At 54.1% G+C, this 19996-nt stretch carries 19 protein-coding genes; 7 read left to right on the top strand and 12 right to left on the bottom strand.

The features are described 5' to 3' along the window. Nucleotides 1–59 precede the first annotated feature (59 nt). The 3 genes from FHC52_RS18975 (at nt 60) to pdeR (ending at nt 5384) form a co-directional block, all read left to right on the top strand. Nucleotides 60–1046: a CMD domain-containing protein gene (locus FHC52_RS18975; protein WP_220420200.1), complete on the top strand. Its 987-nt coding sequence runs from the start codon at nt 60–62 to the stop codon at nt 1044–1046. 88 nt (nt 1047–1134) lie between these two features. Then, nucleotides 1135–3069, top strand: a complete 1935-nt coding sequence (locus tag FHC52_RS18970) for an exoribonuclease II (protein ID WP_220420199.1) — start codon at nt 1135–1137, stop codon at nt 3067–3069. A gap of 323 nt (nt 3070–3392) precedes the next feature. After that, nucleotides 3393–5384, top strand: a complete 1992-nt coding sequence (gene pdeR, locus FHC52_RS18965; RefSeq protein ID WP_021240293.1) for a cyclic di-GMP phosphodiesterase — start codon at nt 3393–3395, stop codon at nt 5382–5384. Here the strand turns inward: pdeR and FHC52_RS18960 are convergent. Further along, nucleotides 5381–6250, bottom strand: a complete 870-nt coding sequence (locus FHC52_RS18960; protein WP_135346394.1) for a crotonase/enoyl-CoA hydratase family protein — start codon at nt 6248–6250, stop codon at nt 5381–5383. The two genes, pdeR and FHC52_RS18960, sit on opposite strands and share 4 nt — an antisense overlap. Nucleotides 6251–6443: 193 nt before the next feature. On the opposite strand from FHC52_RS18960, the gene FHC52_RS18955 reads away from it, so the two are divergent. From FHC52_RS18955 to osmB, 3 genes are all read left to right on the top strand, one after another. After that, the gene (locus tag FHC52_RS18955; RefSeq protein ID WP_021240294.1) at nt 6444–6626 is read left to right on the top strand and encodes a hypothetical protein; all 183 of its coding nucleotides are present in this window, start codon (nt 6444–6446) and stop codon (nt 6624–6626) included. Between the two features lie 44 nt (nt 6627–6670). After that, nucleotides 6671–7423, top strand: coding sequence for a DNA-binding transcriptional regulator YciT (locus FHC52_RS18950; RefSeq protein ID WP_126288961.1), 753 nt, complete (start codon nt 6671–6673; stop codon nt 7421–7423). Nucleotides 7424–7682: 259 nt separating this feature from the next. Continuing rightward, the gene (osmB, locus tag FHC52_RS18945) at nt 7683–7901 is read left to right on the top strand and encodes an osmotically-inducible lipoprotein OsmB (RefSeq protein ID WP_008501216.1); all 219 of its coding nucleotides are present in this window, start codon (nt 7683–7685) and stop codon (nt 7899–7901) included. Nucleotides 7902–8006: 105 nt separating this feature from the next. On the opposite strand, the gene yciH is transcribed toward osmB, so the two are convergent. The 5 genes from yciH to pgpB all read right to left on the bottom strand — a co-directional run bounded on the left by yciH (nt 8007) and on the right by pgpB (nt 11655). Beyond that, the gene (gene yciH / locus FHC52_RS18940; RefSeq protein WP_008501215.1) at nt 8007–8333 is read right to left on the bottom strand and encodes a stress response translation initiation inhibitor YciH; all 327 of its coding nucleotides are present in this window, start codon (nt 8331–8333) and stop codon (nt 8007–8009) included. Continuing rightward, nucleotides 8333–9070: an orotidine-5'-phosphate decarboxylase gene (pyrF, locus tag FHC52_RS18935; RefSeq protein ID WP_126288960.1), complete on the bottom strand. Its 738-nt coding sequence runs from the start codon at nt 9068–9070 to the stop codon at nt 8333–8335. Before pyrF ends, yciH begins: the two co-directional genes overlap by 1 nt. A gap of 184 nt (nt 9071–9254) precedes the next feature. Beyond that, the gene (gene lapB / locus FHC52_RS18930; RefSeq protein ID WP_126288959.1) at nt 9255–10424 is read right to left on the bottom strand and encodes a lipopolysaccharide assembly protein LapB; all 1170 of its coding nucleotides are present in this window, start codon (nt 10422–10424) and stop codon (nt 9255–9257) included. 6 nt (nt 10425–10430) lie between these two features. Next, entirely contained in the window at nt 10431–10739 is a 309-nt protein-coding gene (locus FHC52_RS18925; protein WP_008501212.1) for a LapA family protein, read from the bottom strand. A gap of 148 nt (nt 10740–10887) precedes the next feature. Beyond that, complete coding sequence (pgpB, locus tag FHC52_RS18920; protein WP_025913078.1) at nt 10888–11655, bottom strand: phosphatidylglycerophosphatase B; 768 nt, start codon at nt 11653–11655, stop codon at nt 10888–10890. A 196-nt stretch (nt 11656–11851) separates the two neighbouring features. Here pgpB and ribA point away from each other — a divergent pair, with 196 nt between their 5' ends. Further along, a complete protein-coding gene (gene ribA / locus FHC52_RS18915; RefSeq protein WP_008501210.1) occupies nt 11852–12442 on the top strand; it encodes a GTP cyclohydrolase II in 591 nt (196 codons plus the stop codon). Nucleotides 12443–12478: 36 nt separating this feature from the next. Here ribA and acnA read toward each other — a convergent pair whose 3' ends face one another. The 6 genes from acnA to topA all read right to left on the bottom strand — a co-directional run bounded on the left by acnA (nt 12479) and on the right by topA (nt 19961). Beyond that, on the bottom strand, nt 12479–15154 hold the full coding sequence (gene acnA, locus FHC52_RS18910; protein WP_128299427.1) for an aconitate hydratase AcnA: 2676 nt from the start codon (nt 15152–15154) through the stop codon (nt 12479–12481). A 161-nt stretch (nt 15155–15315) separates the two neighbouring features. Next, entirely contained in the window at nt 15316–15414 is a 99-nt protein-coding gene (gene ymiC, locus FHC52_RS22830) for a small membrane protein YmiC (RefSeq protein ID WP_032623144.1), read from the bottom strand. A gap of 137 nt (nt 15415–15551) precedes the next feature. Then, nucleotides 15552–15722, bottom strand: a complete 171-nt coding sequence (locus FHC52_RS18905) for a hypothetical protein (protein ID WP_021240301.1) — start codon at nt 15720–15722, stop codon at nt 15552–15554. A gap of 2 nt (nt 15723–15724) precedes the next feature. Beyond that, nucleotides 15725–15865, bottom strand: a complete 141-nt coding sequence (locus FHC52_RS18900) for a YmiA family putative membrane protein (RefSeq protein WP_213374860.1) — start codon at nt 15863–15865, stop codon at nt 15725–15727. A gap of 336 nt (nt 15866–16201) precedes the next feature. After that, nucleotides 16202–17176 carry an HTH-type transcriptional regulator CysB gene (gene cysB / locus FHC52_RS18895; RefSeq protein ID WP_008502814.1) on the bottom strand — a complete coding sequence of 325 codons (975 nt, stop codon included), beginning with the start codon at nt 17174–17176 and terminating at the stop codon, nt 16202–16204. A 187-nt stretch (nt 17177–17363) separates the two neighbouring features. Continuing rightward, on the bottom strand, nt 17364–19961 hold the full coding sequence (topA, locus tag FHC52_RS18890) for a type I DNA topoisomerase (RefSeq protein ID WP_008502813.1): 2598 nt from the start codon (nt 19959–19961) through the stop codon (nt 17364–17366). Between the last annotated feature and the right edge of the window lie 35 nt (nt 19962–19996).

Here is a 19996-nt window from a genome sequence, read left to right as displayed (position 1 = left end):
TTCCCTTTATCTGCCTTACGCCAGGATATTGATCGCCATTTTGAGATCAAGGAACGCACATGGAACAACGCCGTTTTTCCGGCAAAGGCCACTGGTATCATGAAACCCAGTCAAACCACGCGCAGACGGATGTTCTGCCCCTGGTGCCCGAAGCCGCTAACGTCGACGATCGTTTTTTGCTCGATTTAGCCCTGCCTGATGAGATTGTCGCCGCCTGTTCTGGCTGGCTTACCCCTGCCAGAGCCTTATGCCACCAGCTGTTTCCGCTCTCAATTCCCGTGAACCGACTGCATACGCTCAGCGCTTACGATCGGCTCAGTACCGCGCTAACGGTCGCTCAGGCCTGCGGCGTTCAGCGGCTCTGTAACCACTACGCCGCCCTCCTCGCCCCGCTTCCCGGCCCGGACTCCTCGCGCGAAAGCAACCGCCGCCTGGCACAGATCACCCAGTATGCCCGCCAGCTCGCCAGCTCACCTGATGTCATTGATGATAAAGCCCGGAACCAGCTTGATGAGGTGGGCCTGTCCACGTACGACATCGTGGTGATTAACCAGATTATCGGCTTTATCGGTTTTCAGGCGCGCGTGGTCGCGATTTTTCAGGCGCTGTTGGGACACCCTGTTCGCTGGTTGCCGGGGCACCATATTCAGCCGCACACGCTTCCCGCGAGCCACGATGCGTGGATGCCGCTTTTACCCGTCGTCGAACTGCGCTATGCGAATGCGCATCAGCTGGAGTCCCTCTCCCGCTGGCAGGCCGAACCCGCGCTCGAGGCGTTGACGCCGGTGCTTTGTCATGAGCCGACGCTGCTCGACCTGACCGGAGAACTCCTGTTAAACAGCCGCGCGGAGATCCCGCAGACGTCACCCGCACTTTCGGCAGCGGTCGAACTGCTGACCCGCTCGCCAGACCGCTTCAGCGCCGCGCAGTTTACCCCGCTCACGGATCAAGGATTCCAGGGCGAATATGCCATCACGCTGCTTACCCAAAGTGCGTTTGATGGCTGGCTTAATCGTCTGAAAGTGGCGTTTGGTAAAGAGGAATAACCACACTCATTACCCAAAGACCCCTTGCTGAGACAGTGAGAATCGCGTAAAACTGTCAGCCGCTCAATGGCTACGAAAATAGAACATTATGTTTCAGGACAACCCGCTGCTAGCGCAGCTTAAACAGCAACTGCATTCCCAGACGCCGCGTGCAGAAGGGGTCGTAAAAGCCACGGAAAAGGGCTTTGGCTTCCTTGAAGTTGACGCGCAGAAAAGCTACTTTATTCCGCCACCGCAGATGAAGAAAGTGATGCATGGCGACCGCGTCATGGCCGTCATTCATACCGAAAAGGAACGTGAGTCCGCCGAGCCGGAAGAACTGATCGAACCGTTCCTGACCCGCTTTGTGGGCAAGGTGCAGAGAAAAGACGATCGTCTTTCTATCGTGCCGGATCATCCTCTGCTGAAAGATGCCATTCCCTGCCGCGCCGCCCGTGGCGTTGAGCATGATTTTAAAGAAGGTGACTGGGCCGTAGCAGAAATGCGCCGTCATCCTCTGAAGGGCGATCGCGGTTTTTATGCGGAACTGACCCAGTTCATTACCTTTGGCGCCGATCATTTCGTGCCATGGTGGGTTACGCTGGCACGCCACAATCTTGAAAAAGAAGCGCCGAACGGCGTGGCAACCGAGATGCAGGACGAAGGTCTGACGCGTCGCGATCTCACCGCGCTGGAGTTTGTCACCATCGACAGCGCCAGCACCGAAGATATGGACGATGCGCTCTACGCTGAAGAGAGCGCCGACGGCAAACTGCACCTGACCGTTGCCATTGCCGATCCCACCGCCTGGATTGTTGAAGGCAGCAAGCTTGACGAAACGGCGAAAATCCGTGCGTTCACGAACTACCTGCCGGGCTTCAACATCCCAATGCTGCCGCGTGAACTGTCAGACGATCTCTGCTCGCTGCGTCCGAATGAAGTGCGTCCGGTCCTTGCCTGCCGCATGACCATTGCCGCGGATGGCGCGATTGAAGACGATATCGAGTTCTTTGCTGCCACCATCGAGTCGAAAGCCAAGCTGGCCTACGATAACGTCTCCGACTGGCTGGAAAATACCGGTAGCTGGAAACCAGAATCAGACGCCATTGCCGCGCAGATCCGTCTGCTGCATCGCATCTGTCTGAACCGCGGCGAGTGGCGTCAAACCCATGCGCTGGTGTTCAAAGATCGCCCGGATTATCGCTTTGTTCTGGGTGAGAAAGGCGAAGTGCTGGATATCGTGGCCGAGCCGCGACGCATTGCGAACCGCATCGTTGAAGAAGCGATGATTTCCGCCAACATCTGTGCCGCACGCGTGCTGCGCGACAAGCTGGGCTTTGGCATTTACAACATTCATACCGGCTTCGACCCGGCGAATACCGAAGCGCTGGCAGCCCTGCTGAAGAATCACGACGTGCACGTCGATCCGGAAGAAGTGCTGACCCTGCCGGGCTTCTGCAAGCTTCGCCGCGAACTGGACGCGCAGCCATCGGGCTTCCTGGACAGCCGCATTCGTCGCTTCCAGTCCTTCGCTGAAATCAGCACCGAGCCTGGCCCGCACTTTGGTCTCGGCCTCGAAGCCTATGCGACCTGGACGTCACCGATCCGTAAGTATGGCGATATGGTTAACCACCGTCTGCTGAAAGCGATTATCAAAGGCGAAACCGTTGCCCGCCCTCAGGAGGAGACCACGCTGCAGATGGCCGATCGTCGCCGTCTGAACCGCATGGCAGAACGTGACGTTGGCGACTGGCTGTACGCGCGCTTCCTGCAGGATAAAGCCGGTACGGATACCCGTTTCGCCGCCGAGATCATTGATATTAGCCGCGGAGGAATGCGCGTCCGTCTGGTCGATAACGGTGCTGTCGCGTTTATTCCTGCGCCATTCCTGCATGCTGTTCGTGATGAAATGGTCTGTAGTCAGGAAAACGGTACGGTGCAAATTAAAGGTGAAACAGTTTACAAAGTCACCGACGTGATTGACGTCACTATCGCTGAAGTCCGTATGGAAACCCGCAGTATTATCGCGCGTCCTGTCGCCTGATAACCTGTTCAATTGTCGGTCATTTCCTTTGCGGAAAGGCCGACAATTTTTCTTTTTATCCCCGCCACAAAATCATTATTTTTTCTTACTATTTTCAGTCTCCCCTCGCCCAAATTCGCCATAATTATCTACAGTAAAAGAGTGTTGTTATATTCGGTTACGTGAATTTTTATACGCTCAGTATCCTTTTAAATCTGACTCGTTTTATTATAAGAATTCAGGGAAAAACAATAAGTTCACTTCGGTTTTGCCGCTGCTTCTCAACGGAAAAGTCGACTGCAAATGAATAATTGGTGCGCTACTGAACAGCTGCGGGAGAAAACATGATGGACGATCTGGAGCAGAATTTGCTGTTTCGCTACATGGGAACCCACAGCCCATGGTGGCGCTTGTCAGCTGACAGCAACGCTCTGCACCTTGCCGCCAGTGAAAATGCCGATGTCACTCAGGTGATTGCGCTGGACGACGATCAGGCCGATCTCATCCGTCATTTAACCGTTATTACCTCCAGCATTTCCATGACGCTCTCGTTATTCGGGGAAGATGTCCCGGTTCACCTTGTGGGCCGTAAAATTACCCGTAACGAGTGGGCCGGTACGGCTTCCGCCTGGAACGATACGCCCTCCGTGGCGCGCGACCTGGCTCAGGGACTCTCTTTTGCGGAACAGGTGGTGTCAGAGGCTAACTCCGTGATTGTTATTCTCGATCAGAACGGCAATATTCAGCGTTTTAACCGGCTGAGCGAAGAGTATACCGGCCTCAAAGAGCAAGAAGTGATTGGCCAGAACGTGTTTAAGCTCTTTATGAGCCGCAGCGAAGCGGCTGCCTCAAAGCGCAATATTACCGGTTTCTTCCGCAACGGCAGCTCCTACGAAGTCGAACGCTGGATCAAAACGCGTAAAGGGCAACGACTGTTTCTGTTCAGAAACAAATTCGTTCACAGCGGCAGCGGTAAAAATGAAATTTTCCTTATCTGTTCCGGTACAGATATTACCGAGGAACGCCGCGCTCAGGAGCGGCTGCGCGTGCTGGCCAATACCGATACCATCACCGGCTTACCAAACCGCAATGCGATCCACGACCTGATCTCTGACGCCATCAGTCACCGCGGCGACACGCAGGTTGGCGTGGTGTATCTCGACCTGGATAACTTTAAAAAGGTCAACGACGCTTACGGGCATATGTTTGGCGATCAGCTGTTACAGGCTGTGGCGCTCGCCATTTTGAGCTGTCTGGATGAGGGACAGGTGCTGGCACGACTTGGCGGAGATGAGTTTATCGTCATGGCCACCCATACCTCTCAGGGCTCTCTGGAAGCGATGGCGTCGCGCATTTTAACCCGCCTGCGCCAGCCGTTCCGAATCGGCTTGATCGAAATTTACACCGGCTGTTCCCTGGGCATCGCCCTCGCCCCGCAGCACGGTAACGACCGGGAAAGCGTCATTCGTAACGCCGATACCGCCATGTACACCGCTAAAGAGAATGGCCGGGGCAAGTTCTGCGTCTTCTCGCCCGAGATGAACCAGCGCGTGTTTGAGTATCTCTGGCTGGATACCAACCTGCGTAAGGCGCTGGATAACGACCAGCTCCTGATCCACTACCAGCCTAAAATCACCTGGCGCGGAGAGGTCAGAAGTCTTGAAGCGTTGGTCCGCTGGCAATCGCCCGAACGCGGGTTGATCCCGCCGCTGGAGTTTATCTCTTATGCCGAGGAGTCAGGGTTGATTGTGCCGCTGGGCCGCTGGGTGATGCTGGATGTGGTTCGCCAGGTGGCAAAATGGCGCGATAAGGGAATTAACCTGCGCGTGGCCGTGAACGTCTCTGCGCGTCAGCTGGCCGACCAGACTATCTTTAGCGACTTAAAGCAGGCGCTGAAGGATCTGAACTTTGAATACTGCCCGGTCGACGTCGAATTAACCGAAAGCTGTCTCATCGAGAACGAAGAGCTGGCGCTCTCCGTGATCCAGCAGTTCAGCAGGCTGGGGGCGCAAATTCATCTCGACGATTTTGGTACCGGCTACTCCTCCCTTTCTCAGCTGGCCCGCTTCCCTATTGACGCCATAAAACTCGATCAATCGTTCGTCAGGGATATTCACAAGCAGTCCATCTCCCAGTCTCTGGTGCGCGCCATCGTCGCGGTGGCGCAGGCGTTAAACCTGCAGGTGATTGCCGAAGGGGTGGAAAATGCAAAAGAAGACGCCTTTCTGACCAAGAACGGCGTCAACGAACGGCAGGGTTTTCTGTTTGCTAAGCCGATGCCCGCTGCCGCATTCGAGCGATGGCTAAAACGATATCAGGCGCGGAAACAGCATTAACTGGCTTTACGCAACCCCGCCGCGTGATGGCGGTTTTGCAGCATGACCAGACGCTCCATGTAGGCGATATCTTTCGGTTCCAGACAGAAAGCCGCGTCTACCCAGTCTTCCGTGATGTCCATTAATTCACTGCGCGGCAATTGCAGAACGCGCGTACGGGCGCGCAGCATCGCTCTTACGCCATTCAGTTTTGGCCGTAGCGTGTCGATGAAGGTTCGTGTGGAGACATAGCTTTGTCCGGGTTCAAACAGGAGATCCACTAGGCCATGTTGTTCGTACCATTCCGCCGTATGGGATTCCCCCTTGTAGATGAGTTCCTCAGCCAGCTTCATTCCTGAACGGCGAGCTACCAGGGAATATCCCCCCATGCCCGGAAACAGGTTAAAAGCAATCTCGGGAAAACCTAAACGTGCATCGCGCTGCGCCAGAACGAAATGGTGCGCAAGAGCGGCCTCAAACCCGCCCCCTAACGCGCTGCCTTCGACCATGGCCAGCGAGATGGCCCCCGTATCAAACCCCCGGGAGGCCGCATGCACGCAATCGACACAGGCGCGCGCATAGGCCCGTAACGCTTCACGTCGACTGTGCTGAATGCACTCGACGAAAAACTGCAGGTCACCGCCCACATTGTACATCTCAGGCACCAGCGATCCGGTCACCCAAAAATCGACCGCAAAACCAGACTGGCGGACGAGCCATGAAAGGTTCATGATCTCCTCTATTAACGCATGGTTGAAGCAAGGACGTGGCTGAGCCCGCAACATCATCCAGACTGTATGTCGCTCTGCCTCGTAATAGCCTGACAGCTGGGTGAACCGTTCAGTATCGGTAAACAGTGTGCAGGTAGGCTGATTGATAACTGTCATAGTCTAATTCCTCTTATAAAAAAGCGCGTTGCGCGCAGTTTTAGACTAATCCACTCAATAAGCCCGCAGCATGAGGGGGAATAATTTTATCACTTCCGTTTATGTAATTTGGTTATTGCATTTTTTCCCTTCTCTTTTGAACCCAATTTCTGCATCATTGAAAATATTAACTTTTCGCGCCTGGGGTGAGATTATGTCAACTATTGACGCACAAGCTGTAGCACAACGAATTGATACCGTGCTGGATATCCTGGTGGCGGGCGATTATCACTCTGCTATCCGTAATCTTGAGATCCTGAAGTCTGAACTTCTTGCTCAGAATGGCGCTGACGATGCGCCCGAAAACAGACAGCCAAAAGCGCCGTGGGAAGTTTAACCCCCACCGTTTCCGACCTCGTTTCGCTTTATTAAATGGATGCTATGAATTCCCGACAACAACTCATTTTGCAGATGGTCATCGATCAGGGACGCGTAAGCGTAGTCGATCTCGCTAAAACCACTGGCGTTTCTGAAGTCACCATCCGTCAGGATCTTAATCTGCTGGAAAAACAGAGCTACCTGCGTCGCGCGCACGGCTATGCGGTCCCGCTGGACAGTGATGACGTAGAGACGCGCATGATGAACAACTACGCGCTCAAACGTGAACTGGCGGAATTTGCTGCGTCCCTGGTGAACAACGGCGAGACCGTCTTTATTGAAAACGGCAGCAGTAATGCCCTTCTGGCGCGAAAGCTTGCCGATCAAAAAGACGTTACCATTATCACCGTCAGCAGCTATATCGCGCATTTACTTAAAGAGACGCGCTGCGAGGTGATTCTGCTGGGCGGCATCTATCAGAAAAAAAGTGAAAGCATGGTTGGCCCGCTGACCCGTCAGTACGTCCAGCAGGTTCATTTCAGTAAGGCCTTTATCGGGATTGACGGCTGGCAGCCGGAGACAGGCTTTACCGGCCGGGATATGATGCGCTCTGACGTGGTGAATGCCGTACTGGAAAAAGAGTGCGAAGCCATTGTGCTCACCGACAGCTCTAAATTTGGTGCCGTTCACCCTTACACGATGGGTCCCGCTGCACGCTTTAGCCGCGTGATTACCGATGACCGTTTGAGCGAAGCGCATCGCAATAAACTCGAAGAGAGCGGTTTGATCGTCAATATTATTAAAGCCAGCGCCTGATTTCCCTCCGCGCCCGTATTTCGGGCGCACACGTCTTTCTCTGAGATGATTCTTAACCCTGCTTTAAGAGTTTTTACCTGTTTAACCTGCCCTAAAGTCGTAAAATTACTATTAGCGATATAACAGGAAGTGACTATCACCTGCGTGATGAAGTAACGCCTGCGCGACCAGCTTTCACGGGGAAAAGAATTAAGTATTCGATTAGTCTATACTTAACGTGTACATCTTTCCGTGAATCGATAATTCAGGAGAAAGTATTATGACCTTAACCAGCAAAAAATTAGCCGCCGCTGTTCTGGCAATCACTGTCGCTATGTCCCTGAGCGCATGCTCTAACTGGTCTAAACGTGACCGTAACACCGCGATTGGTGCCGGTGCCGGTGCTCTCGGTGGTGCAGTATTAACGGATGGTAGTACGCTGGGTACATTAGGTGGCGCTGCTGTCGGTGGTATTATCGGTCACCAGGTTGGCAAATAACTATTATCTAAGCCTTCCTCGATGTTGCGATATTTAAACGCATTTCAGGTCTGACACACGCACGTATATAACACGAGCCACGGCATTTGCCGTGGCTCATTTATTTTAGCCGCCTGCCAGTTTGACTTTCATGCCTTTGGCTTCGAGCAGTGATTTAATTAAATCACGTTTATCACCCTGGATTTCGATAATGCCGTCCTTCACGGCCCCGCCGCATCCACATTTCTTTTTCAGTTCGGCAGCCAGCTTTGTCAGTTCAGCATCATCCAGATCAATACCGGAAATAAGGCAGACCCCTTTCCCCTTACGTCCGCTGGTCTGACGCTGAATGCGCACGATACCGTCCCCCTTAGGACGTTCCACTTTCGTTTTCGGTTCGTCGATACGCCCGCTCTCGGTTGAGTAGACCAGACGGCTGTTGGAATCGGTCATTACGCCCCCTTTTTCAGCGATGCGTTGATAGCCTTAAGCGTCTCTGCCGGGTTTGCAGACTGCGTCACCGGACGTCCAATGACCATATAGTCAACGCCCGCCGCCAGCGCCTGCTCAGGCGTCATGATGCGACGCTGATCGCCCACGTCGCTGCCCGCAGGACGGATCCCCGGCGTAACGAGTTTAAAATCCTGGCCCAGCGCTGATTTGAAACGTACCGCTTCCTGCGCGGAGCAGACTACGCCATCCAGGCCGCACTGCTGCGTCAGACGCGCGAGACGTTCGGCATGTTCCGCAGGTGACAACGTCACGCTAAGGTCGCGTAAATCATTTTCGTCCATACTGGTCAGCACGGTGACGGCGATAAGCAGCGGCGCGTCGTTACCGAACGGCAGGAGCGCCTCACGGGCAGCGGTCATCATTCTTGCCCCACCCGACGCATGGACGTTGACCATCCATACGCCCAGCTCGGCGGCTGCAGCAACGGCGTGGGCCGTGGTGTTCGGAATATCATGGAATTTGAGGTCGAGGAAAACGTCAAAGCCGCGCTGTTGCAGATCGCGAACGATTTGCGGTCCAAACAGCGTGAACATCTCTTTGCCAACTTTCAGGCGGCAATCGCGAGGGTCGATACCGTCGACAAACGCCAGTGCAGCGTCACGCTTATTGTAATCAAGCGCAACAACAACAGGAGAATCCGTAATTACGCGGGAAGTGGAGGATGTAACAGACGTCATGACCAACCCTTTTCGTCTATGGGCGCGCAGCGGCGCGGAACAGATAAACGGCCAGCATTCTACCTGCCGACGCCGCAAATTGACAGAATCCATTTATCTGGCTGCCAGGCCGGCAAACCGCACGGTGCTCAGAAAACGTTAAATACCATCAGTATGTTGTAACTAAAATGAAGGCTTTTAAAAATTACTGCCCGTCCAGGCCGCGGATGGGCTTGATGGTGGACCAGGCCCGGCAGGACGGACAATGCCAGTAGAGCGTGTAGGCGGTAAAACCACACTTCTGGCAACGGTAGCGCGGTTTGCTGCGCACCTGCTCGCCAACCATGTCGCGAAGCACCATCAGGCTCTCTTTCGCGCGCCCTTCTTCCGCGTCGTTCAGGTGGTAATCTATCAGCTTATGGAAGACCCGCATGGTCGGATGACGCTGAAGCTGTCGGGTGATATAGACCTGCGCGGTGTCGCCCCCCTCATACTGCTCAACAACGTCAGCAAGCATCAGTTCCGCGGTTGCGCCGGTATTCTCTTCCACGCAGCGACGCAGAAATGCCACCCACTCTTCCCGCTTGTCCAGCTGTTGATAGCAGGTTTGCAGCATTTCCAGCGTTTCACTGACCAGCTCTTTGTCCTGGTCGATAACCCGCAGCAGGCTTTCAACGGCTTTGGCGTAGTCGCCATTCGCCATAAAAACGCGCCCCATCATGATGGAGATACGGGCGCTGTTGCGGTCCGCGGCGGCACCTTTCTTCAGCAGCGCCATGGCTTTGTCCATGTCGTCATTGCCCATCTGCTGAAGGGCAAGCTCACAGTAGAAATGGGCGATCTCAACGCGCTGCTTATCTTTACCCAGCTTCACCAGACGTTCAGCCGTATCAATGGCTTTCTGCCAGTCGCTGGTGGCCTGATAAATCTGCAGGAGCTGCTGCAGCGCGCCGATGCGGAAATCTGTTTCATCCACCAGCTGCGCAAACATATCTTCCGCGCGATCGTACAGCCCCGCAGCCATGTAATCTCGTCCCAACTGCTGTACGGCCAGCAGTCGTTGATCGTAGGTCAGCGAGGCGCTTTCCATCAGGGTCTGGTGAATACGAATGGCGCGGTCAACCTCGCCGCGAGAGCGGAACAGGTTACCGAGAGTGAGATGGGCTTCTACGGTCCCCGTATCCTCTTTCAGCATATCGAGGAACAGGTCTACCGCTTTGTCCTGCTGATTGCTCAGGAGGAAGTTCACCCCCGCAACGTAGTCGCGGGAGAGCCGGTTGGCCTCATCCTGTTTTGTTTGTTGCGCACTTCTGCGGCCCATATACCAGCCATAGGCTGCGGCGACAGGCAAAAGCAGAAACAACAACTCCAGCATCGTCGATTATTCCTTCACGACCGGCACGCCAGAGCTTTCCGGCATGTCGGACGCAGGCGCAATGTGATGTTCGAGTCGTTTGATTTTACGTTCAGCGCGCGCAAGCGAAACACGGACTTTTAACCAGAACAAACCGCAAACCAGCCAGCCAATGGCAAAGCCTGCAGCAAATAAGACCGCGAGCAGGCTCGACACGCGATACTCGCCCTGAGCCAGCAGATAGTTAAACGTCACCTGCTGATCGTTTTGTGCACCCAATGTGACTGAAATGACAAAAATCGCCAATACCAGTAAGAAAATGAGTAAATATTTCACATTACTTCCCGTTATGTGGTTCAAGCGAATAAAGTATGTTCAACTTACCGCAATCAGCCTTATAAACTACCATTTTAGTGACGGGCGCGAAATGGAAAAAGTGACGCGCCAGTCATGGTTCTATGGGCAAAATGCGCAATATCAACCTTCAGGCGTCCGTTTGGTCCCTTTCGGCTATTTCTTCTTTCTCTTCCGGCGGTGGCGTTAGCGGGCCGCAGAATCGTTCAGCCAGCCAGGTCGCCAGCATCACCAGCATCCACGAGATGAGCGTGGCGACGACCAGGTCCCGTGGCCAGTGCATCCCCAGCAATAAGCGGCTGCCCATCACTCCCGTCGCCCAGACCAGTAAAATGACGATGGTGACCGTTCGACGTCTAGGCCAAAGCAGCCCAACCCCCAGCAGCGCCCAGCTGGCCGCAAACATGGTGTGGCCGGAGGGAAACGCGAACCCGGTCTCTTTCTGCCAGTGTTTACGCAAGAATTTCGGGATATCCTGCTGTTCCGCAAGCTGTTCTTTCACCAGTGCGCCACGATCTTTACGCTTTAAAGTGTAGAACTCATCCACCGGAATATGGTGCGTTTTTTCCAGCCAGACGACAAAAGGACGCGGCTCCTGAACGCGATCTTTCACCCAGGATTTTACGCCCTGACCGATAAGGATAGCGCCGCCGAGGATCGCAAAGAGCATTAGCGCCGCGCGCAGACGAAAGCGCAGGCACCACAGAAACCAGGCGCACAGGAGGACGTGGGTGATAATTCCCCAGGGCTGGGTGACCGTTTCCGTAATCCAGTATAAGGTTTTCAGCCACGTGGCGTTCTGCCCGGGCTGCCACATCCACCCTGAAAGCCATACGGCCAAAGGCATAATCAGTAAAATGGCCGCACCTGCTGCCGTACGTCTGGCGATTGAATGCATGTCTTCTCCTTTTTGCTAAGCGTCACAATCATAACTGAAATTTGTTCGCTGGGTGGAGATGTCGGATCGTGCTTTTAACGGTCATATCGCATGGTGCCCATTAGGCGAACCTGCTGAGCTTGTGGCAAAATAAACTGATACAGAAAGCAAAACAGGGCACAGGCACGAAACGTGTCAGCCTACTCTGGAGAATCACATGCAGCTTAAACGTGTGGCAGAGGCCAAACTGCCAACCCCATGGGGCGATTTCCTGATGGTGGGTTTTGAAGAACTGGCAACCGGACAGGATCATGTCGCACTGGTATATGGCGACATTTCAGGGCAGACGCCGGTGCTGTCCCGCGTCCATTCAGAGTGTCTCACCGGCGACGCGCTGTTCAGCCTGCGCTGTGATTGCGGTTTCCAGCTGGAAGCAGCCCTTTCTCATATTGCTGAAGAAGGCCGCGGCGTGCTGCTTTATCACCGTCAGGAAGGGCGTAACATTGGTTTGCTGAATAAAATTCGCGCCTACGCGCTTCAGGACCAGGGCTACGATACGGTTGAAGCCAACCATCAGCTCGGTTTTGCCGCTGACGAACGTGACTTCACCTTATGCGCCGATATGTTCAAGCTGCTGGGCGTAGACGAAGTTCGTCTGCTGACCAATAACCCGAAAAAAGTGGAAATCCTGACCGAAGCCGGGATCAACATCGTTGAACGTGTACCGCTGATTGTCGGCCGTAACCCGAAAAATGCCCACTACCTTGATACCAAAGCCGCCAAAATGGGCCATCTGCTGAAAGAGTGATGTAAAAAGCCCGGCACGCGTGCCGGGCTCGTTTCATCAATCCAGCATCTTACGAATCACGTAATGTAAAATGCCGTCGTTCTGGTAGTAGGTCAGCTCGGTTGCCGTATCAATACGGCACCGACAATCCAGCACCTCGGTTTTCCCGTCTGCCCGCGTTAACGTTACCGGCACCGTTTTACCCGGCTGCAGGTTTTGCAGGCCGCTAATGTCAATCTGCTCTTCCCCGGTCAGGCCCAGCGTTTTACGCGTCACGCCCTGCGGGAACTCAAGCGGCAGGATCCCCATGCCGATCAGATTCGAACGGTGAATACGTTCGAACGATTCGGCGATGACCACCCGAACGCCAAGCAGGCGCGGGCCTTTCGCCGCCCAGTCGCGGCTGGAGCCGGAACCGTACTCTTTCCCGGCAATCACCGCCAGCGGCGTCCCTTCCTGTTGGTATTTGACCGCCGCATCATAAATCGACACGACTTCCGTCCCCGGCAGATGGCGCGTCATGCCCCCTTCCACGCCCGGCACCATTTCGTTACGAATGCGGATGTTGGCAAAGGTCCCGCGCATCATGACTTCATGGTTACCGCGGCGCGAGCCGTAGGAGTTAAAATCGCGGCGTTCGACACCCCGACTTTGCAGGTAACGGCCTGCCGGGCTATCGGCTTTGATGCTCCCCGCCGGAGAGATATGATCCGTCGTGACAGAATCCCCCAGCATGGCCAGGATACGCGCGCCATGGATATCCTTAAGCGGCGCCGGCTCGGCCAGCATCTCATCAAAGAACGGCGACAGACGAATATAGGTCGAGTCATCCTGCCAGCCATAGGTATCCGAACCTGCAACGTTGATGGCTTTCCATTCCGGCGTGCCTTCAAAGACTTCCGCGTACTCTTTGCGGAACATCTCGGTAGAGACCTTCTCAACGGCCAGCGCGATTTCACGTGAAGAAGGCCAAATATCTTTCAGATAGACAGGATCATTCTTACGATCGTGACCAATCGGATCGGTCACCAGGTTGATATTCATTTTCCCTGCGAGAGCGTATGCCACCACCAGCGGCGGCGAAGCAAGCCAGTTGGTTTTTACCAGCGGGTGAATGCGCCCTTCAAAGTTTCGGTTACCGGAAAGAACGGCGCCTACCGTCAGGTCACCCTGCTTGATCGCCGTTTCGATGGGTTCAGGCAGTGGCCCGGAGTTACCAATACAGGTCGTACAGCCGTAGCCCACGAGGTTAAAGCCCAGCTCGTCCAGGTACGGCGTCAGTTTGGCCTGAGCCAGGTAATCCGACACCACTTTGGAGCCCGGTGCCAGCGAGGCCTTAACCCACGGCTGAGGTTTTAGCCCAAGCTCTACCGCTTTCTTAGCCAGCAGACCGGCCGCCATTAATACGCTGGGGTTGGACGTGTTGGTGCAGGAGGTAATCGCGGCAATCACAACCGCGCCGTCCGGAAGCTGATACTGATGTCCGTTCAGAACATAGTCGACGGGACGATGGTCTTTCTGCGCCACGTTCACTTCCAGGGCATTGCTGTCGGCAAACGCTTTCGGCACGTCGGTCAGCGCAACCCTGTCCTGCGGGCGTTTCGGCCCCGCGAGGCTCGCTTCGACGCTTCCCATATCGAGTTCAAGCGTGCTGGTGAAAACAGGCTCATCGCCCGGATTGCGCCACATGCCCTGCGCTTTGGTATACGCTTCCACCAGCGCGACCTGCTCTTCGCTGCGGCCGCTGAGGCGCATGTACTCCAGCGTGACGTCGTCAATGGGGAAAAAGCCGCAGGTGGCACCGTATTCCGGCGCCATATTGGCAATGGTGGCGCGGTCGGCCAGCGGCAGTGAATCCAGTCCGTCACCGTAGAATTCGACAAACTTGCCTACCACACCATGCTTGCGCAGCATCTGGGTGACGGTCAGCACCAGATCGGTGGCGGTAATGCCTTCAGACAGTTTTCCGGTGAGCTTGAAGCCCACCACATCCGGAATCAGCATGGATACCGGCTGGCCGAGCATGGCGGCTTCCGCTTCAATACCGCCGACGCCCCAGCCCAGCACGCCCAGACCGTTGATCATGGTGGTATGTGAATCCGTGCCCACCAGCGTGTCCGGATAAGCCACCCACTCTTTATCCTGCAATTCGCTCCAGACGGCTTTACCCAGATATTCAAGGTTTACCTGGTGACAAATGCCGGTGCCTGGCGGGACCACGCTAAATCGGCTGAACGCCTGCTGTCCCCACTTCAGGAAGACGTAGCGCTCGTGGTTACGCTCCATCTCGAGACGAACGTTTTCACCAAAGGCATCGTCATCACCGAAGTGGTCAACGGTCACGGAGTGGTCAATGACGAGGTCAACGGGGGAAAGCGGGTTAACCTTTGCCGTATCTCCGCCGAGACGCTTCACGGCTTCGCGCATCGCGGCTAAATCAACCACGGCCGGAACACCGGTAAAGTCCTGCATCAGCACCCTTGCCGGGCGGTAGGCGATTTCTCTGTCGGCATGGGCCTTCTCAAGCCACCCTGCCAGCGCCTGGATATCATCGAGCGTGACGGATTCACCGTCCTGCCAGCGCAAGAGATTTTCAAGTAAAACTTTCAAGGACTTGGGTAAACGCGAAATGTCCCCAAGCGTTCTGGCAGCCAGCGGCAGGCTGTAGTAGTGCCAGGTTTTATTTTCTGCCTGTAACGTATCCTTACTGGCTTCGCGTAGGGTTAACGACATAAGCTCCTCCTTAATCACAGAGATGTCCCGACAATCATCAGGGCTGTAATTAAAGATAACACAAAGATGTCGTAACGTTTTGATAACAACCCAAATTGATAAATTTCGGATTGGTCCACAAGGGGGAAACAAAAAACCCCGCCGTAGCGAGGTTTTACAATTTAGTGGAGCGCCAGCCAGATGAGCTGACTCCAGAACAGAATCGACACGGTAAAAACGCCGATCCACGACCAGTATTTGTGAGACGTCATGTTATTCATCATAGGGACACCAGGCATTATTTATAAAAATTCCGAGGTTGTTCCTCAGTGCTATATTGCTGATGTGTATTTATTAAAGAGTACAAAAGTGCAGAGTCGATATTCAGACTATTTGCATCATTACGCAATAAACTAAATTATTGTTTTTTGGGTTCGTCTTCTGCGAACACATCAATAAACGCTTGCTGCTGCGGCGTCAGTTTCCAGGACGCAGGTACAACAGTTGCAGGTGCTTTACGCCCTCTGTGGCCGTTGTCACGATGCTGACACATCTGTTTTACCGAAGCGGTACGTACCGTCACTGCCATATTTAACCCCAATATCTCCAGGCCAGGAGAGCAACAGCCACCCAAAACAAGGCGGAGACGAGAAAGACCGCCAGCCAGGCTTTACGCTTGAGCGCAGGATCCCTTTGCGGTTCTTCACTTCCTGAAGGCATTGCTAACCTCATACAATCGACATCGCTTATCATTTAGGACCAAACAATTGGTACAATTAATCATCTGTTGAGATAAATCCTAAAGAAACTTTAGCCGAAAAGCCAGTGAATTTACGCACCGGGAGGTATGAAATATTCAATCTTTTGACCAGAAATAAATTATTGAAAAGAAAAATTTGCGGAGGCGTAAATTAGTTTCTACTTTTGTCGCCAATTCACGACATTAAAACCTTACAAAGCAAATGGCTAATGACATTATATGGCAGGGAAAGCAGATGATGATAATTCTAATTTAGCTTTGAGGCGTTATTTCGGTATCTTTCCCTGGGGGAAAGATACCGGGTGTGATTATTTTTCGGGGAGTTTGATGTCTTTAAACATCTCTTCAATATCTTCATTTGAGCGTAATGCCACGGCGGTATCCACCACGTCACGCGTTAAATGAGGGGCAAAGCGCTGAATAAAATCATACATATAGCTGCGCAGGAAGGTGCTGCGGCGGAACCCAATTTTTGTGGTGCTATGGCTGAAAACGTCGTGCGCATCAAGACGCACCAGGTCAGGGTCTGACACCGGATCGACCGCCATGCTGGCGATGACGCCCACGCCCAATCCAAGCCGGACATAGGTCTTAATCACGTCGGCATCGGTCGCGGTAAAGACAATGCGCGGCGTTAACCCTGCCCGGTTAAATGCCGTATCAAGCTCGGACCGGCCAGTAAAGCCAAACGTATAGGTCACCAGAGGATACTGGGCCAGCTCTTCGATAGTGACCGACCCTTTACCCGCCAAGGGGTGATCGGGGGTCACCACAATAGAACGGTTCCAGTGGTAGCACGGGAGCATCACCAGATCGTCATACAGGTGAAGCGCTTCGGTGGCGATGGCAAAGTCTGCATTCCCCTTAGAGACGGCTTCAGCGATTTGCGTTGGCGAGCCCTGGTGCATATGCAACGAGACGCGAGGATAACGCTCGATAAAGCCTTTGATCACGCCGGGTAGCGCATAGCGCGCCTGAGTATGCGTCGTGGCAATATACAGCGAGCCTTTATCCGGCCAGGTATGCTCCCCCGCCACAGACTTAATCGCATCGACTTTAGAGAGGACTTCACGCGCAATGCGGATGATTTCCTGCCCTGCAGGCGTCACCTGAGTGAGATGCTTACCGCTGCGGGCGAAGATCTGAATGCCTAACTCATCCTCCAGCATACGAACTTGTTTGCTGATGCCCGGTTGCGAGGTATATAGCCCCTCGGCGGTAGAAGAGACGTTAAGGTTATGATTCACCACCTCAACAATATAACGAAGCTGCTGTAATTTCATGCCAGACCATCCGATTTAGCGCATGCGGTCATTCGCTTAAGACGATTTAATAATAAGAAACGGGTTAACTATAACCACTATATCATTTATAGCCTGACTGTATAGTACGGAACAAAAAATAATAACAAGGTAATAAAAAAGGGCCGGAAATCCGGCCCTTTTACAGGTAAGTTACGGTTAGGGAAGATTATTTCTTGCCTTCAACCCATTTGCCATCGACAAAGAAGGCTGACCATCCGGTCGCTTTACCTTCTTTCTCTGCCGCAACATACTGCTGCTTTGTTTTACGGCTAAAACGCACCACGGTTTTGTTGCCTTCCGGATCCTGCTGCGGCGCATCGGCCAGATAACGCAGTTTCTCCGGCAGACGATCGCGGAAGCGATATAGCTCTTCCACCAGCGGCGCGCGGGTTTCGCGCGATTTCGGGAAGGTGTTGGCGGCCAGGAAGACACCTGCCGCGCCGTCACGCAGCACGAAGTACGCGTCGGATTTCTCACACGGCAATTCTGGCAGCGGAACCGGATCTTCCTTCGGCGGGGCCACTTCACCGTTACGCAGAATTTTGCGCGTGTTTTTACATTCGTCGTTGGTGCAGGCCATGTACTTACCGAAACGTCCCATTTTCAGGTGCATTTCAGAACCACACTTCTCGCACTCCACAATCGGGCCGTCATAGCCTTTAATGCGGAACTCGCCCTCTTCGATCTCATACCCGTCACACGTTGGGTTATTACCACACACGTGCAGCTTGCGTTTTGGATCGATCAGGTAGCTGTCCATTGCCGTGCCGCATTTTTTGCAGCGGCGCTTGGCACGCAGAGCGTTCGTTTCCGCATCGTCACCTTCCAGCACGTTGAGAACTTCGTTCTCCGGCACCAGGTTGATGGTGGTTTTGCAGCGCTCTTTTGGCGACAGCGCATAGCCGGAGCAGCCCAGGAACACGCCCGTGGTGGCAGTACGGATCCCCATCTTGCGGCCACAGGTTGGGCAGTCGATGCTGGTCAGTACCATCTGGTTAGGCAGCATGCCGCCCTCTTCAGGGTCTTTCTCCGCTTTTTCAAGCTGGTCGGTGAAGTCGCTGAAGAAGCTGTCGAGGACCTTTTTCCATTCCGCCTGGTGGCTGGCAACCTGGTCGAGACTGTCTTCCATTTGCGCGGTGAAATCGTAGTTCATCAGCTCGCGGAAGTTGGCTTCCAGACGATCGGTGACGATCTCACCCATTTTTTCCGCATAGAAACGACGGTTTTCAACACGGACGTAACCGCGATCCTGAATCGTCGAGATAATTGACGCGTAGGTCGACGGACGGCCAATACCGCGTTTTTCCAGCTCTTTTACCAGAGATGCTTCACTGAAGCGTGCCGGTGGCTTGGTGAAGTGCTGAGCCGGGATCAGCTCAACCAGAGACAGTTCATCACCTTTGTTCACCGCAGGCAGCGTTCGGTCTTCATCACCTTTACGCAGCGCAGGCATCACTTTCGTCCAGCCGTCGAAACGCAGAATACGACCGCGCGCCTTGAGACGGAAATCACCCGCGCCAACGGTCAGCGTGGTGGAGTCGTACTGGGCCGGGGTCATCTGGCACGCCACGAACTGACGCCAGATCAGCTGATACAGCTTCTGCGCGTCGGCTTCCATATCTTTCAGCGATTCAGCCAGCACGGAGACATCAGAAGGACGAATCGCTTCGTGCGCTTCCTGAGAATTCTCTTTGCTGGCGAACTGGTTAGCGCTTTCCGGCAGGTATTTCTTACCGAAGTTGTCGCTGATGTAGCCACGCACCATGTTGACCGCGTCCTGACTCAGGTTGGTTGAGTCGGTACGCATGTAGGTGATGTAACCCGCTTCATACAACCGCTGGGCCATCATCATGGTCTTCTTCACGCCGTAACCCAGACGGGTGCTGGCCGCCTGTTGCAGGGTGGAGGTGATAAACGGCGCACCAGGCTTGCTGCTGGTCGGCTTGTCTTCACGTTCCAGCACCTGATAGCGTGCCTTTTCCAGCAGCGCCACGGCGGCCATGGTCTGGTCGCGGTTTTCCGGACGGAAAGGCTTATCGTTCTGGTGGGTAACCTGCAGCGGCAGAGCGTCACCGCCCGGCGTGGTCACACTGGCATCGACCTCCCAGAACTCTTCCGGCACGAAGGCTTTAATTTCGCGCTCGCGCTCAACGACCAGACGCACGGCGACGGATTGCACACGACCTGCGGACAGGCCACGGGCAATCTTTTTCCACAGCAGTGGAGAAACCATGTAGCCTACAACGCGGTCCATAAAGCGACGCGCCTGCTGGGCGTTAACACGGTCGATGTTTAGCTCGCCCGGCTTCTCAAACGCCTGACGAATCGCATTCTTCGTAATTTCGTTAAACACTACGCGGCTGTAGCGTTTGTCATCACCCCCGATAACTTCCCGCAGGTGCCACGCAATGGCTTCCCCTTCGCGGTCAAGGTCGGTTGCGAGATAGATGTGGTCTGCTTTTTCAGCCAGCTGCTTCAGCTCGTTAACGACTTTTTCTTTCCCTGGAAGCACTTCATATTGTGCATCCCAGTTATGCCATGGGTTAACACCCATGCGGTTGACAAGCGCGCTACGTTCATCCTTTTTAGGCTTTTTAGCCCCTTTGGTGGAGGTAGAGTCTGCGCTCTTTTTGCTGGCTGAGCCACTGGTCGGCAAATCGCGGATATGACCAACGCTGGACTTAACCACGTAGTCATTACCCAGATACTTATTGATCGTTTTGGCTTTTGCCGGGGACTCAACGATGACGAGAGCTTTACCCATATTCACCTTTACCTAATTTAATTCTTCCAGGAATA

The organism is Enterobacter sp. EC_64 (assembly GCF_019584165.1).
Classification (GTDB): Bacteria; Pseudomonadota; Gammaproteobacteria; order Enterobacterales; family Enterobacteriaceae; genus Enterobacter; species Enterobacter roggenkampii.
Note: the sequence above shows the minus strand (reverse complement) of the source record. Positions and strands in the feature narration are given on the sequence as shown.